This is a genomic window from Helicobacter pylori, assembly GCA_008032935.1.
GTDB classification, from domain to species: Bacteria; Campylobacterota; Campylobacteria; order Campylobacterales; family Helicobacteraceae; genus Helicobacter; species Helicobacter pylori_CX.
In genome coordinates, this window is the sequence record CP032039.1 from 649,276 (window position 1) to 665,528 (window position 16,253).

The 16,253-nt window shown below is 39.5% G+C and carries 9 protein-coding genes, 1 tRNA gene and 4 pseudogenes; 11 read left to right on the forward strand and 3 right to left on the reverse strand.

Annotated features, from left to right (window positions below):
- The first annotated feature begins 289 nt into the window (after positions 1 to 289).
- Positions 290 to 1,257, forward strand: a pseudogene (locus tag D2C78_03355) (DUF874 family protein).
- Positions 1,258 to 1,486: 229 nt separating this feature from the next.
- On the opposite strand, the gene D2C78_03360 reads toward D2C78_03355, so the two are convergent.
- The gene (locus D2C78_03360; GenBank protein ID QEF35055.1) at positions 1,487 to 2,230 is read right to left on the reverse strand and encodes a carbonic anhydrase; all 744 of its coding nucleotides are present in this window, start codon (positions 2,228 to 2,230) and stop codon (positions 1,487 to 1,489) included.
- A gap of 275 nt (positions 2,231 to 2,505) precedes the next feature.
- On the opposite strand from D2C78_03360, the pseudogene D2C78_03365 reads away from it, so the two are divergent.
- From D2C78_03365 to D2C78_03375, 3 genes and pseudogenes are all read left to right on the forward strand, one after another.
- A pseudogene (locus tag D2C78_03365) lies at positions 2,506 to 3,680 on the forward strand (sugar transporter).
- A 170-nt stretch (positions 3,681 to 3,850) separates the two neighbouring features.
- A complete protein-coding gene (locus D2C78_03370) occupies positions 3,851 to 5,230 on the forward strand; it encodes an MATE family efflux transporter (GenBank protein QEF35056.1) in 1,380 nt (459 codons plus the stop codon).
- 25 nt (positions 5,231 to 5,255) lie between these two features.
- The gene (locus D2C78_03375; protein QEF35057.1) at positions 5,256 to 6,407 is read left to right on the forward strand and encodes a cation:proton antiporter; all 1,152 of its coding nucleotides are present in this window, start codon (positions 5,256 to 5,258) and stop codon (positions 6,405 to 6,407) included.
- Positions 6,408 to 6,415: 8 nt separating this feature from the next.
- Here the strand turns inward: D2C78_03375 and D2C78_03380 are convergent, their stop codons facing one another.
- Entirely contained in the window at positions 6,416 to 7,177 is a 762-nt protein-coding gene (locus D2C78_03380; GenBank protein QEF35058.1) for a tRNA 2-thiocytidine(32) synthetase TtcA, read from the reverse strand.
- 18 nt (positions 7,178 to 7,195) lie between these two features.
- Positions 7,196 to 8,526: pseudogene (locus tag D2C78_03385) on the reverse strand (MFS transporter).
- Positions 8,527 to 8,659: 133 nt separating this feature from the next.
- On the opposite strand from D2C78_03385, the gene D2C78_03390 reads away from it, so the two are divergent.
- The 7 genes and pseudogenes from D2C78_03390 (at position 8,660) to D2C78_03420 (ending at position 16,201) form a co-directional block, all read left to right on the forward strand.
- Positions 8,660 to 8,737, forward strand: a tRNA-Met gene (locus tag D2C78_03390).
- Positions 8,738 to 8,837: 100 nt separating this feature from the next.
- Positions 8,838 to 10,094: a NupC/NupG family nucleoside CNT transporter gene (locus D2C78_03395; GenBank protein QEF35059.1), complete on the forward strand. Its 1,257-nt coding sequence runs from the start codon at positions 8,838 to 8,840 to the stop codon at positions 10,092 to 10,094.
- Between the two features lie 11 nt (positions 10,095 to 10,105).
- The gene (locus tag D2C78_03400) at positions 10,106 to 11,368 is read left to right on the forward strand and encodes a phosphopentomutase (protein ID QEF35060.1); all 1,263 of its coding nucleotides are present in this window, start codon (positions 10,106 to 10,108) and stop codon (positions 11,366 to 11,368) included.
- On the forward strand, positions 11,346 to 12,047 hold the full coding sequence (gene deoD / locus D2C78_03405; protein ID QEF35061.1) for a purine-nucleoside phosphorylase: 702 nt from the start codon (positions 11,346 to 11,348) through the stop codon (positions 12,045 to 12,047). Before D2C78_03400 ends, deoD begins: the two co-directional genes overlap by 23 nt.
- A 41-nt stretch (positions 12,048 to 12,088) precedes the next feature.
- Positions 12,089 to 12,271: pseudogene (locus D2C78_03410) on the forward strand (hypothetical protein).
- 249 nt (positions 12,272 to 12,520) lie between these two features.
- Positions 12,521 to 14,422 (forward strand): outer membrane protein, encoded by a 1,902-nt coding sequence (locus tag D2C78_03415; GenBank protein ID QEF35062.1) that lies wholly within the window; start codon positions 12,521 to 12,523, stop codon positions 14,420 to 14,422.
- Between the two features lie 471 nt (positions 14,423 to 14,893).
- Positions 14,894 to 16,201, forward strand: coding sequence for an NCS2 family permease (locus tag D2C78_03420; GenBank protein ID QEF35063.1), 1,308 nt, complete (start codon positions 14,894 to 14,896; stop codon positions 16,199 to 16,201).
- Positions 16,202 to 16,253: the final 52 nt, after the last annotated feature.

Consider the following 16,253-nt stretch of genomic DNA (forward strand, 5'->3'; position numbering starts at 1 on the left):
TTGAGAGAAATGCTAGTATTTGGTAGGTCAAAAGGAGTATAAAGGCTTACACTCAAGCAGAGAGTGAATGTTTAACTAGCGAGTTATTGCCTATTATTCCATTTAAAAGGGTGTGAGTTTAAGGTATAAGGGAAACTTGTATCAAGTTTTGTTGGAATGGATTAGAAAAATCTGATTGGATTGACCCTCACAATTTTTCAAACCAATTGTTTAATAGCGATTAAATATGGCTATATACACTACAATAATAAGATTTTGAAAAGTGAGATTGTTTTTTGAAAGGATTTAAATGCCTATTATAAGGGTTTTAGTAATGCTTGCAACAATGATGATGAAATTAGTAAAAACGGCAAAAGAAAAGAAAGTTTTTAAGAATGTGGGAGTGTCTATAATGGGGATTGCTTTTTGGGAAGCGATAAAAGACTCGATAAAAAACAAATTAAAAAAAGCAATTGGATATGCGGGAATGTTAAGACTGCGGATGATTATTTAAAAACGCATCCTAACTCATGGTTTAATTCAGCAATAGGTGTAACAGCTTTAACAGCCATGCTTATGAATGTGTGTTTTGCTGATGACCAATCCAAAAAGGAAGTGGCTGAAACTCAAAAGGAAGCTGAAAATGCTAGGGATAGAGCGAACAAGAGTGGGATAGAACTGGAACAAGAAAAACAAAAGACAATTAATACACAGAAAGATTTCATTAAATACGCAGAACAAAATTGCCAAGAAAAACATAATCAATTCTTTATTAAAAAAGCAGGAATTAAGGGTGGTGCTATAGAAGTAGAAGCTGAATGCAAAACCCCTAAACCCACAAAAACCAATCAAACCCCTATCCAGCCAAAACACCTTCCAAACTCTAAACAACCCCGCTCTCAAAGAGGATCAAAAGCGCAAGAGCTTATAGCTTATTTGCAAAAAGAGCTAGAATCTCTGCCCTATTCACAAAAAGCTATCGCTAAACAAGTGGATTTTTATAAACCAAGTTCTATCGCTTATTTAGAATTAGACCCTAGAGATTTTAACGTTGCAGAAGAATGGCAAAAAGAAAATCTAAAAATACGCTCTAAAGCTCAAGCTAAAATGCTTGAAATGAGGGATTTAAAACCAGACCCACAAGCCCACCTTTCAACCTCTCAAAGCCTTTTGCTCGTTCAAAAAATATTTGCTGATGTTAGTAAAGAAATAAAAGTAGTTGCTAATACCGAGAAAAAAGTAGAAAAAGCGGGTTATGGTTATAGTAAAAGGATGTAGGTATAAGAAAACACCATAAAATCGTTTTTAGCTTATTTATGGTATTTTAAAGACTCTATATCACCCAATTAGAACAGAGCCTTTTTTAAACTCCTTAGTAGGAATCCCAATCGTCTTTAGCGTTTGAGCGTTTCACAAAATACAAGCGGTTGCAATTTTTAGCGGTGTTTCATGAAGAATGATTTTATACCTCTCTTTATAAAGAGAGGGTTTTCATTTTAGCGGATCTTTAGTGGGTCTCAGCTGAGCTTTTAATGATCACGGTGTTGTAGTCAGGTTGGACGGGGCGTTGGTTAGGCGAATTTTTCATGCGTTTTTTGATTTCAGCCAATTGTTTGGCAGAGACTTCCAAAGGCTCTTCTATGACAAACCATGCCACCCCTTCTGTGCAAGGAGGAGCGGTGAGAGAGCCGTTAAAATGGTAGTAATTGATGCTTTTAGGCAAGAAAGCGTCTAAAGCCACCTCTTTAAAATTTTGCTTCTTTTGAATGCCTTCTAAAATAGGATCAAGGTTGGGGTTTTCTTTCCCTTCTTCAAACCCAATCGCTAAGACTAATAAGCGCCCTTTAGCGTCTTTATGCACGAAATGCGCGCTCAAAGGCCTGGTTTTATTATTGATTAAAAACTCCATAGGGGCGTGGAAATGCACATTATCCAACACATAGTCATGCCCTCTATAATTGATGTGGTTAGTCGGCTCAAACGAAGCTTTTAAAGTGTGGTGGGTGAAAAAGACCGCTTTAGGTTTAGAAGCGGCGTATTTGAATTGCAAATCGGCTTTATCTTGCGTGTGGTAGTAATGCTCAATGTTAATGGGCGATTGGCTTTTACCGCTTTTGCACACTTCAAAATCTTTGTGCAATTTGTCCCAGCGGTGCGGGCCATTTTCTTTATTTTTATAATCCCATTTGGTGTTTTCAGCGCCTATAAGAGAAGTGGCTAACGCTAAAGCGATCAGAAAAGTTTTTTTCATTTTAATTATCCTTTATTCTAAAATTCTAAAATATTAAAAAGCAATGGGTTAATTCTAGCGCTTAATCAATAATGACCGCAGTTACAAAAAATAGATTGGTTAAAAGTTGGAAATGATTTTAAATTCTGTTTTATATGGTAACAACTCCATTAAATTAATGCACCTATGGAGCGGAAATATTTGTTTTAACCACCCCCCAATTTACAAGCGGTTAAAATTTTTGTTTTATACTCCAAGTTTTCAAACGGAATAAAATTTAACCCCTTAAGATTTAAATGATGATAACCAAACAATCGTATCAAAAGTTCGCCTTAATGCGGGTTTTTGTGTTTTCGCTTTCGGCGTTTATTTTTAACACCACGGAGTTTGTCCCTGTCGCGCTCTTATCAGATATTGCGAAAAGCTTTGAAATGGAGAGCGCAACAGTGGGGCTTATGATCACTGCTTATGCATGGGTGGTGTCTCTTGGCTCATTGCCCTTGATGCTGCTTAGCGCTAAAATTGAAAGGAAACGCTTATTGCTTTTTCTTTTCGCCCTTTTTATTGCTAGCCATATCCTTTCAGCGTTAGCGTGGAATTTTTGGGTGCTACTCCTTTCTCGTATGGGTATCGCTTTTGCCCACTCTATTTTTTGGTCCATCACGGCTTCTTTAGTCATTCGTGTCGCACCAAGAAATAAAAAACAGCAAGCCTTAGGGTTATTAGCGCTAGGGAGTTCGTTAGCGATGATTTTAGGGTTGCCGCTTGGGAGGATCATTGGGCAAATTTTGGATTGGCGCTCTACTTTTGGCGTGATCGGGGGCGTTGCGACTCTTATAATGTTGCTGATGTGGAAATTGCTCCCGCATCTACCGAGTAGAAACGCCGGCACGCTCGCAAGTGTCCCTATATTGATGAAACGGCCGCTTTTAGTGGGGATTTATGTGCTTGTGATCATGGTTATCTCTGGGCATTTCACCACTTATAGCTATATTGAGCCTTTTATCCTTCAAATCAGCCAATTTTCTCCTGACATTACGACGCTAATGTTGTTTGTGTTTGGGTTAGCAGGCGTGGTGGGGAGTTTTTTATTCGGCCGTTTGTATGCAAAAAATTCAAGAAAATTTATCGCTTTTGCAATGGTTTTAGTCATTTGCCCGCAACTCTTGCTTTTTGTGTTTAAAAATTCAGAGTGGGTGGTTTTCTTGCAAATTTTCTTATGGGGGTTGGGATCACTTCGCTTACGATTTCCTTGCAAATGAGGGTGTTACAGCTCGCGCCAGATGCCACGGATGTCGCGAGCGCGATTTTTTCGGGGAGCTATAATGTGGGGATTGGATCAGGAGCGCTGTTTGGCAGTATTGTGATCCACCAATTAGGGCTAGGGTATATTGGCTTTGTGGGTGGGGCTTTAGGGTTGTTGGCGCTGTTTTGGCTTAGATTCATTACGATAAAGTTTAAAAAAACATAAAGAGCGTTAAAAGGATTAGCCCAATATAAGGAAAATCCCTTTCGCGCTAAAAACCATTTTTAAAATTTAGTGATACGGCTTGAATCCAACCGCGCTAACGGATAGATTGTCTCTCTTTTTATGTTAAAATAGAAAAATTTGTCATAAATTTTAAGCGGTGTGTGGTTTAAATGCTCAAAAAAAAGATTGATTTGCATAAAGATTCGATAAGAAAGCTCTTTTTTTATTATTTTATCCCTTTAGCTTTTTCTATGATTTCACTTTCCACTTATTCTATGATAGATGGCATGTTTGTGGGCAAGAAACTGGGTAAAGAAGCGATCGCTGCGGTCAATATCGCATGGCCTATTTTTCCAGGGCTTATTGCGTATGAATTGCTTTTTGGTTTTGGGGCAGCGAGTATTGTGGGGTATTTTTTGGGTCAAAATAAAACCCATAGGGCTAGGCTTGTGTTTAGCAGCGTGTTTTATTTTGTCGCTATAAGCGCCTTTATTTTGAGCATGGCGTTATTGCCTTTTAGCGAAACTATCGCGCGTTTTTTTGGGAGCAATGACGCTTTATTGAGCATGTCCAAACGCTACATTGAAATCATTTTAATGGGCGCGGTTTTTATGGTTTTGCACCCTTTAGCGGATGTTTTTGTGGTGAATGACAAACGCCCCATTTTAGCGATGGTAGCGATGCTGATTGGCTCGTTAGCGAATATCTTTTTCAACTATTGGTTTATTTTTGTTTTGGAAGTGGGGGTTCAAGGCAGCGCGATAGCCACCGTGATAGGGCATGCGATAGGGGTTTTAGTCTTAATGCAGCATTTTTGGTTTAAAAAAGGGCAATTGTATTTTATCAAACGATTTTCTTTATCTTCAGTCATTTCTTCAGCTAAAAGCGGCGTGCCTCAAAGCACGGCAGAATTTAGCGCTTCTATTATGATTTTATTGTTTAATACTGCTATCATGCACACGGCTGGGGAAAGGTTTGTGAGCATGTATGGGATCGTTATGTATAATGCGATTATCTTTTTTACGACTTTGTTTGCGATTTCTCAAGGCATCCAACCGATCGCGAGCTTTAGCTATGGGGCTAGAAATTTAGAGCGCGTGAAAGAGGTGTTTGTTTTTGGTTTGAAAGCGGCGTTTTGTATAGGGGTTGTTTTCTATGGCGTTTATTATTTCTTAGATGAATTTTTAATCAAGCTTTATTTGCAGCCAAGCGAACAAGACCCCCTTTTTATGCAAGAGACTAAAAGAGCGATGAATATTTATTATGTGGGCTATGTTTTTTTAGGCATGACTTTGTTGTGCGCGGTGTTTTTCCAATCTATTCAACGCACTAAAAGTTCGTTTATCATCACCCTTTCGCACACGCTGGGGTTTATCGTTATTTTATTGCCGATTTTAAGTCATTTCTATGGGATTAATGGCGTTTGGGTAACTTACCCTATTGCTCAATTTTTAGCGTTTTTAGTAGCGTTAGGGGTAACTTATTACGAAATCAAAAAAGGGGTTTTTACCACTTATAAAGAGAAAAGCCCTATCGCTTTGAAAACTTAACCAATAAATAAGGTAAAATTAAGACATGCATGCAGAATTTTTCACTTTCGCGCTCATTATGCTTTTAATCGTAATAGCTCCCTATATGTCTAGAATCTCTCGTTTGCCCATCACGGTCGTGGAGATTTTATTTGGATCTGTTGGGGCGTATGTGGGTTTTATTGAGCCTACTAAGGGCTTTGAAATCATGTCCGAAATTGGCTTTTTATTTTTAATGTTTTTATGCGGTTTGGAAGTGGAGATTTATTTGTTTAAAAAATTAGGGGTTTCTCTTTTAAAACGCATTTTTGCTTATCTGTTGATTTTATACACGCTTTCATTCATCCTCACTTTTAGCCTTAATTTAGAGCCTATTTTTATGGTGATTTTCCCTATTATCAGTTTGGGCATGATCATGACTTTAGTCAAAGATTATCGTAAAGAGATTTTGTGGCTTGATTTGGTTTTGAAAGTGGGCGTTATTGGGGAATTGTTAAGCATTTTTGGTTTGGTGGTCGTGGATGGGGTGTATTCGCATGGTTTGGGCATGGATTTGATTAAAGATTTAGGCATTCTCATTGTTTTTTTAATCTTAATTATCGTGGCGTTTCAAATCTTTAAGACTTTGTTTTGGTGGTTCCCGCATTTAAAGCTTTTTGTGATGCCTAAAAGCAGTCAGTTCAACCAAGATGTGCGTTTTTCGCTCATGCTCTTTTTTTCACTGGTTGCGATCGTGGTGTGGCTCAAAATAGAAATGGTTTTAGGGGCGTTTTTGGCGGGGTTAGTCGTTTCTACTTTTTTCCCTCATAAATCAGAGCTGATCCACAAGCTCAATGATGTGGGTTTTGGGTTTTTTGTGCCTTTGTTTTTCATCCATGTAGGCTCTACTTTAGACTTAAAATTAGTGTTTTTAAACCCGCATTTGATCCTTCAAGGGATATTGATTGTCATAGCGATGTTGAGTTTGCACTTGATCACTTCAACCTTATTGTGGCGCAAATACTTTAAAGAAGCCAAGCATTTATTTTCATTCGCCTTAGGGGCTTCTATGCCTTTAACTTTTTTAGTAACCACCGCAGCAGTGGGTTTAAAAGCGCAAGCGATCTCGCAAAACACCTACTACGCATTGCTTATGGCGGCTATTTTTGAAGGGGTATTATTCACGATTGCGATCAAAATACTCAACAAAAAAGCTTAAATGAAAGCTTAAGCGTCTAAATATTTAGAATCGCTAAAGCTGTTCGCTTGAACATTGTTGAATGCGTTTTCTAAGCTGTCAAAGAAACGAGGGTGCAAGTTTTGCATTTCTTTTAAGAAATTTTTGGTGGCTAATCGCGCGATAGGGGGCTTATCAGAGGTGGGCTGTTTGGCCGGGCAATTGCAATCAGGAGCAACCGGAATATTTTGAGAAGTGACAAAATGAATGCTGCTGGCTTCTCGCACTTTAATCAAAGGGCGGATCACCAACAAGCCGTTTTCAGCCCTATAAATGGGGGGCATGCTCCTTAAACTCCCGTTATAAGTGAAATTCATAAAAAAGCTCTCCACCGCATCGTCTAAATGGTGCGCGATAGCGACTTTATTATAGCCTTCTTCTAAAGCTTTAGAATACAAAGTCCCTCTCCTCAAACGAGAACAAAACGAACAAAACGAGCTTTTTTCACGGCGTTTTTCGTTGATCGTGGCAGCGATTTGGGTGTAAATGATCTCATGCTCAATACCTTGCTCTTGGCACAAATCGCTCAACCATTTTAAATCTTCACCCAAACCATAATGCACGGTAACCGCTTTAAAATCAAATTTGAAAGGGGCATGTTTTTGCATCCTGGCTAAGATGCAAGCGAGCATGATAGAATCCTTGCCCCCACTCAATCCTAATAAGATTTTATCGCCTTCTTCTATGAGTTTGTAAGTGGCGTTGGTCTTGCCTACAATGTGCAAGACTTTTTTAGAAATTTCATAGGCCATTTTTGATCCTTAATTGTTTTATTTTCTAAAGTTTTGCGCTAAGCGAATGATTTCTTCTTCGCTAATGTGATCGGAATTATATTTCACAATAATGATTTCTTCGCTAATATTGACATACCATTCAATGATTTTATCCCCTAAAGTTTCAAATTGTTCCTCATTATAAGCGTCTAAGGGGAAATAGACATTTTTTTGCTTGGAAGGGTTGTGGAGTAAAAAGAGCGATAGTCCCCAAATAAGCCCTAAAGCTACAACGATTAAGCTTGTGTTAGAAACGCCTAAATGATGATAGCTCAACCCCCCGCTCACGCCCCCAACAAAGCTCCCTAAATAGCCAAAAGTAGTGAATTGCCCTAAAACCTTGCCTTTTTCGTTTGCTTTAGCGAATTTAGACGCTAAAGATTGCATGATAGGCTCTAAGGTAGCAAAGCCAATAAAGAAAAACGCCACCCCAACAATAAAAAGCCATAAATATTTCCCTAAAAAGCTAGAGTCGGCTAAAAACAAGCACAAATAACTCACAATAAACAACAACACGCCAGAAAGCATCACCCCTTTAGGCTTATTGTATTTTTCAGCCATAACGCTCGCTACTCCCATGCTTAAAACCCCTAATAAGGCTCCAGGCACATACACCAAGATCAAAAAGCTTTCATCTTTATGAAATTCATTCACTAAGGCTAAAGGGATCAGCACAAAAATAAGCGTCATGAACGCTTTTTCAAAAAAAGAGCTTAGATACAAAAGATACAAGGCTTTAGAGTTGGGTTGGTAAGCTTTTATGTTTTTGATCTGGTAAGAAATTTTAGGGGCGTCTTTGACTTTTAAAAGCATTAACAAACTCAATAAAGTTAAGATCGCAGTGAGCAAGAAGAGCCATTTTGCCCCCCCAAAAAACGCCACAACCCCAGGGCCAATCGCCATGCTTATAGTGAAGCTAATGAAAATAAACGCCCCCATGATCGCCATGGCTTTGGTGCGCTCTTCTTCTTTCACTTCATCAGCCACCATCGCGCTAATAACCCCCCTAAAGCCCCCATGCCTTGAATGAAGCGCCCGATAACGAGCGTAATAATATCATTCGCTATAAAGCACACTAACGATCCAACCAAAAACAACAACAAGCACACCATAACCACCACTTTACGGCCTATTTTATCGCTAAGAATGCCCATGGGGGTTTGAAAAATAATTTGCGTGAGATACGCCCCGCCCACAGCCAACCCCACGAGTAAGGGGCTGCTTGAATGGAAACTATCCGCATACAAACTAATGACCGGCAAAACAATAAAAAGCCCCAAAAACCGCAACGACGACACTAACGCTAATGGAAAAATTTTCTTAAACATGCGGGTTATTTTACAAGAAAATGCCCAACTTTTGTCATCAATTTGAGGAAGTAGGATTGATAATAAAAGTTTAATGTAATTTTAATGGATTTTTAAGAAAATTTTTTGTATAATCTCATTCTTTTATTTTTTTGTCAAGGTAGCTCAGCTGGTTTAGAGCGCTGGTCTCATAAGCCGGAGGTCGGGGGTTCAAGTCCCCCTCTTGACACCATGATTTGATTTAAACTTCATTTAATATTCATTTAATCTTTTTTTTAGCAAACCTAAACTACAATAGCGTTGCATCTTTTAATTTCTTTAGGGATTTGACGATGATTTTTAGCTCTCTTTTTAGTGTTGTAGGGATGGCGGTGCTTTTTCTTATTGCTTGGGTGTTTTCTGGCAATAAAAGGGCTATAAATTATCGCACGATTGTCAGCGCCTTTGTGATTCAAGTGGCTTTGGGGGCGTTGGCTTTATATGTGCCTTTGGGTAGGGAAATGCTGCAAGGCTTAGCTAGCGGCATACAAAGCGTGATTTCTTACGGCTATGAGGGGGTGCGTTTCTTGTTTGGCAATCTCGCTCCAAACGCTAAGGGCGATCAAGGGATAGGAGGCTTTATCTTTGCGATCAATGTTTTAGCGATCATTATCTTTTTTGCTAGCTTGATTTCACTTCTATACTATTTAAAAATCATGCCTTTAGTCATCAACCTCATCGGTGGGGCGTTGCAAAAATGCTTAGGCACTTCTAAAGCAGAAAGCATGAGCGCAGCGGCTAATATTTTTGTGGCGCACACCGAAGCGCCCTTAGTCATTAAACCTTATTTGAAAAGCATGAGCGATTCAGAGATTTTTGCGGTCATGTGCGTGGGCATGGCTAGCGTTGCGGGGCCTGTGTTAGCCGGGTATGCGAGCATGGGCATTCCTTTGCCTTATTTAATCGCCGCATCGTTTATGTCCGCTCCTGGGGGGTTGTTGTTCGCTAAGATCATTTACCCGCAAAACGAAGCCATTTCTAGCCATGCAGATGTTTCTGTAGAAAAGCATGTCAATGCCATAGAAGCTATCGCTAATGGGGCAAGTACAGGGCTAAATTTAGCCTTGCATGTGGGAGCGATGCTTTTAGCCTTTGTGGGAATGCTCGCGCTCATTAACGGGCTTTTAGGGGTTATAGGGGGGTTTTTAGGCATGGAGCATTTGTCTTTAGGGTTGATTTTAGGCACGCTCTTAAAACCCTTAGCCTTTATGCTAGGCATTCCGTGGAGTCAGGCCGGGATTGCCGGAGAAATCATAGGAATTAAAATCGCGCTCAATGAATTTGTGGGCTATATGCAATTATTGCCTTATTTGGGCGATAACCCTCCTTTAATCTTGAGCGAGAAAACTAAAGCGATCATCACTTTTGCGTTGTGCGGGTTTGCCAACTTAAGTTCAGTCGCTATGCTCATTGGGGGGCTTGGTAGTTTAGTGCCTAAAAAGAAGGATCTCATTATAAGGCTTGCTTTAAAAGCGGTGCTTGTAGGCACGCTTTCTAATTTCATGAGCGCGACTATCGCCGGGTTATTCATAGGACTAAACGCTCATTAAAAGGATAAAACATGCAAAAAAGAGTGGTAATCTTATTATTGGATTCTTTTGGTATAGGGGCTAGCGAAGACGCTAAAGATTTTGGCGATTTGGGGGCGAACACTTTAGGCAATATCGCTAAGGCTTGTTTTAATAACTTGGCTGATTCTAACGATCGCAATGGGGCTTTGAAACTGCCTTATTTAGAGAGTTTGGGTTTAGGTTTGAGCGCTTTAAAAGCTGCAAATGAATTGCCCTTAGGCTTTCAATCCCAACCTAATTTAATAGGGGCTTACACTTATGCGCAAGAACTTTCTAGAGCTAAGGATACGATTTCTGGACATTGGGAGATGATGGGCGCGCCCGTTCTTTTTGAGTGGGGGTATTTTAAAGACAAAACCCATTCGTTTCCTAAAGAGATTTTAGATGAAATTGCGCGTAAAACTAAGATTAAGGGCTATTTAGGGAATTGCCACGCATCAGGGACAGAAATCATTAAAGATTTAGGCGAAAAACATTTAGAAACCTTATACCCCATTTTTTACACTTCAGCGGATTCGGTGTTTCAAATCGCTGCGCATGAAGAAAAGTTTGGGCTTGATCATTTATACGCTCTTTGTGAAGAAGCGTTTCAAATTCTAGAGCCTTTAAAGATCGCCAGAGTGATCGCACGCCCCTTTATTGGTGCCAATAGAGAGGATTTCAAGCGCACCGCTAATCGCAAAGACTATGCGATAAAGCCCCATAAAAAATTGCTTTTTGAAACATTCATTGAAGAAAAGCAGGGTGAAGTCATTAGCATTGGAAAAATCGCTGATATTTACGCTCATGTGGGGATCACTCAAAAGTTCAAAGCCGGTAGTTTGATGGAGCTATGCGATGTTACTTTAGAGCAAGTCAAAAACGCTAAAAACAACAGCTTGATTTTTACGAATTTTGTGCATTTTGATAGCGATTATGGGCATAGGCGCGATATTAGCGGGTATGCTAACGCTTTAGAGTATTTTGATATGCGCTTAAAAGAGGTTTTAGACAATTTAAGGGAAAACGATTTGCTCATTCTTTGCGCCGATCATGGGTGCGATCCTAGCTTTAAAGGTACCGATCACACACGAGAATACATTCCTGTTTTGTTCTATCATAAAGATTTACAGCCAGCCTTTTTAGGCAAGAGCGAGTCGTTTGCGGATATTGGGCAAAGCATTGCCCACTTTTTGGGATTAAGCCCCCTAGATTATGGCAAAAACTTACTAAAATTTAAAGGACAACCATATGACCCCTCACATCAACGCTAAAATCGGCGACTTTTATTCTCAATGCCTTTTATGTGGCGATCCCTTAAGGGTGAGCTACATTGCGAAAAAATTTTTACAAGACGCCAAAGAGATCACGAATGTGCGTAACATGCTAGGCTTTAGCGGGAAGTATAAGGGTAAGGGGATTTCTTTAATGGGGCATGGCATGGGCATTGCGTCATGCACGATTTATGTAACCGAACTCATTAAAACCTATCAGGTTAAAGAGCTTTTAAGGATTGGCACTTGCGGGGCGATTAGCCCAAAAGTTGGCCTGAAAGACATTATCATGGCAATTGGAGCTTCAACGGATTCTAAAACCAATCGGGTGCGTTTTTTGAACCACGATTTGAGCGCAACGCCTGATTTTGAATTGAGTTTAAGAGCGTATCAAACAGCAAAGCGTTTGGGTATTGATTTGAAAGTGGGCAATGTTTTTTCAAGCGATTTTTTCTATTCTTTTGAAACGCATGCCTTTGATTTGATGGCCCAATACAACCATTTGGCTATTGAAATGGAAGCGGCAGGGTTATACGCCACGGCGATGGAACTAAACGCTAAGGCTTTATGCTTATGCTCAGTTTCAGATCATTTAATCACTAAAGAAGCCTTAAGCCCTAAAGAAAGGGTAGAAAGCTTTGATAACATGATAATTTTGGCTTTGGAGATGATGGGCTAACGATCTTTTTAAACTTTATTTTTTGCCCCCATAAGTTAAGGATAAAATTTAAAGGAAAACCCTTAAAGCTAAAAGCCTTAAGGGAACTTTGGAAAAACTAAAGCTATCGTTTTACAGAAATTTCGTTTTACAAAACTACCGCTTCAATAAAACAACCACTTTACACCCCAAAAACGAAATTTCAAGGTATAATGTTTTCCAAGAGTTTTTGCCATGTTTGGTAGCCATGACAAACTCCTTTTATGGATTTATCCCCATAATTGCACTTATGGGGGTGTTTATTTTACAACAATCTTTCTAAAACCAAATCCCAATTAAATTAAAAACACTCTTAAAAGCTTGATTGAACGCATCAAAACACCCTAAAACTTTTTTTGAAATCCAATAAATTTATGATAAAATTAAACGCATTGTAAATAAATTCTCATTTTGATACATTTTTTGCAATAAAACATTACTTTAAGGAACATTTTATGAAAAAAACGAAAAAAACGATTCTGCTTTCTCTAACTCTTGCGGCGTCATTGCTCCATGCTGAAGACAACGGCGTTTTTTTAAGCGTGGGTTATCAAATCGGTGAAGCGGTTCAAAAAGTGAAAAACGCCAACAAGGTGCAAAAACTTTCAGACGCTTATGAAAACTTAAACAAGCTTTTAGCTAATCACAGCCATTCCAATCCAGAAGCGATTAACGCAAACAGCGCCACAGCGATCAATCAAGCGATTGGCAATTTAAACAAAAGCGCGCAAACTTTAGTTGATAAAACAGACAATTCCCCTGCCTATCAAGCCACGCTTTTAGCGCTAAAATCCACGGTGGGGTTATGGAATAGCATAGCTTATGCAGTCATATGCGGAGGCTATACGGATAAACCCAATCACAACACCACAGAAATTTTTTACAACCAACCAGGACAAAATTCAAATTCGATCACTTGCGGTGAGACTGTGGGGTTACTTCAAGCAGGCAAAAATTCTCATCTGTCCATTGAACAATTTGCAACGCTCAATAAAGCGTATCAAATTATCCAAGCCGCTTTGAAACAAGGTCTCCCTGCTTTAAGCGATACAAAAAAAACAATGGAAGTAACCATTAAAACAGCAACCAACGCTAAAAACATTAATGTCAATAATGACAATAATAATGCTGCTGATGCTACAATCAGCATAACTGACACTTATATTAACGATGCGCAAAATCTTTTAACCCAAGCGCAAACCATCATCAACACCCTTCAAGACAATTGCCCGATGTTGAAAGGGAAGTCTAGTAGTAGTAATGGTGGAACTAATGGTGCAAACACCCCTTCATGGCAAACAAGCGCTAACCAAAATTCGTGCAGCGTTTTTGGCACGGAATTTAGCGCTATTTCAGACATGATTAGTAACGCTCAAAACATCGTTCAAGAAACCCAACAGCTTAATACTGCCCCACTAAAAAGCATCGCGCAACCCAATAACTTTAACCTTAACTCCCCTAATAGTATCGCTTTGGCTCAAAGCATGCTCAAAAACGCTCAATCTCAAGCAGCGGTTTTAAAACTAGCCAATCAAGTGGGGAGCGATTTCAATAGAATTTCTACAGGAGTTCTTAAAAATTATATAGAAGAATGCAGCGCGAATGCTTCAAGTGAAAGCGTTTCTAATACCACTTGGGGGAAAGGTTGCGCGGGCGTGAAAAACACTCTAGCTTCGCTAGAAAGTAGCAACGCTTCTTTTTCTAGCCAAACGCCTCAAATCAATCAAGTGCAAACCCTAGCCAACGCTATTGTTCAAGAACTCGGTCATAACCCTTTCAAACGGGTGGGCATCATTAGCTCTCAAACCAATAACGGGGCGATGAATGGCCTTGGGGTGCAAGTGGGCTATAAGCAATTTTTTGGAGAAAAGAAAAGATGGGGGTTAAGGTATTATGGTTTCTTTGATTACAACCACGCTTATATCAAATCCAATTTCTTTAACTCGGCTTCTGATGTATGGACTTATGGGGTGGGTAGCGATTTATTGTTTAATTTCATCAATGATAAAAACACCAACTTTTTAGGCAAGAATAACCAGATTTCTTTTGGGCTTTTTGGAGGCATCGCCTTAGCAGGGACTTCATGGCTTAATTCTCAATTTGTGAATTTAAAAACCATCAGTAATGTCTATAGCGCTAAAGTGAATACGGCTAACTTCCAATTTTTATTCAATTTAGGCTTGAGAACCAATCTCGCTAGACCTAAGAAAAAAGATAGCCATCATGCGGCTCAACATGGCATGGAATTGGGCGTGAAGATCCCTACCATTAACACGAATTATTATTCTTTTCTAGACACTAAACTAGAATACCGAAGGCTTTATAGCGTGTACCTCAATTATGTGTTTGCTTATTAAAAGCTCTCTTTTTTAAAAAAAGGGGGGGTTAAACTTCTAAAAAACCTCTAAAGCTAAAAATTTTCAAAAAAATAGTTATTAAACCTAAAAAAAGAAATTTTAAGGTATAATGTTTCCGCCACTTTTAATTTTTTGTTTTTAGTTTTCCATGGCAAACTCCTTTTTAGAATTTATCCCCATAATCGCTCTTATGGGGCGTTTGTTTTGCAACAATCTTTTCAAATTTAAAAAAACGCTCCCTCAAAAACCATTAAAGAGTAAAATTGCCTTACAAGATGAGCTTTTTTGCGATTTTCGTTAAAACGATTATTTTTTAGCGGAGTTTTTAAAAAAAAGGGTTTTTTACTCACTTCTTTTGATTGAAACAACACAATCAAGCATCTTAAGGCAATTTAAAATAAAATAGCGCTAGCATGACCCCAAAGCCCCTTATTAAATTAATCTATACCAAATAGTAAGGAGTTATCTAACATGGGGTTTTTCAAGCTTAAAGAACACAACACGAACATTGCCACCGAGTTTAGAGCGGGTTTAACGACCTTTATCACCATGATTTACATCGTGCCCTTAAACGCTCTTATCCTTTCTCACGCCAACATGCCTTATGAAGCCCTTTTAAGCGCAACGGCCATTATCACTATCTTATCGAGCGTGTTTAACGGGTTATGGGCAAACACCCCCATCGCTATGAGCGTGGGCTTAGGGTTGTCAGCTTATTTTAGCTTTGGATTGGTTCAGGGGCTAAAACTCCCTTGGCAGAGCGCTTTAGGCATCGTAGCGCTATCGGGAGCGATTTTTGTGATTTTGTCTTTCACTAAATTTAGAAGTTGGGTCATGCGAAGCATTCCTAGCGATTTAAGGCGTGCGGTGAGCGCGGGGATAGGGGCTTTTATCGCATTTATTGGCCTTAAAGAAATGCATATCGTCGTTACCCATAAGGCTACGCTTGTAACCTTAGGCGATTTTGGCGATCCGCATGTGTTATTGGGGGTTGTGGGGATCATTCTAACTTTCGCGCTCTACACGCTCAAAATCAGGGGTTCTTTCATTATAGCAGTCTTAATCACTTCCATTCTCGCATGGGTTTTAAAGCTAGCCCCTTACCCTAGCGAGTTTTTTTCCATGCCCGCTAGCATTGGCCCTATCGCTTTTCAATTAGATTTTAAGGGCATTTTTTTTGATGCAAGTGGGGCTTTCACTTTAGCGTTAGTGCCAGTTATTATCACTTTTTTTGTAACCGATTTGTTTGATTCTTTAGGCACGCTTGCAGGGATTGGCCACAAGACTGATTTTTTCAATGATGAAGAAAAAAACAAGGAATTGGAAAAGACTTTAGAAGCGGATGCGGTAGCTTCTTTAGGGAGTGCAGTGGTGGGCGTTTCTACTACGACCGCTTTTATAGAGAGCGCGAGTGGGGTTGAAGAGGGGGGCCGCACAGGGCTGACAGCGGTTTTTACCGGATTATTTTTTGTTTTAACGCTCTTTTGCTTGCCTCTTTTAAAAGCTATTCCTAGCAATGCGATTTATCCGGTGCTGGTGGTAGTAGGGGTTTTGATGTTTAGCGTGTTAGAGGGGGTGAATTTTAAAGACATGGCCATTAGCGTTTCCACTTTTTTAACCGTGGTGATGATGCCCTTAACCTTCTCCATTGCCGATGGATTAGCCTTTGGCTTTTTGTCTTATAGTATCATCAAATTGGTTCAAAAAGACTTCAAAGCGCTCAATTCAGGCATCATCATTCTCTGCATCATTTCTGTTTCTGTATTTATCTTTCGTTAAGCTCTTTTTAAGGGGCTTTGCATTTTTTACTCATTTCATGCCTCTTTTTCTT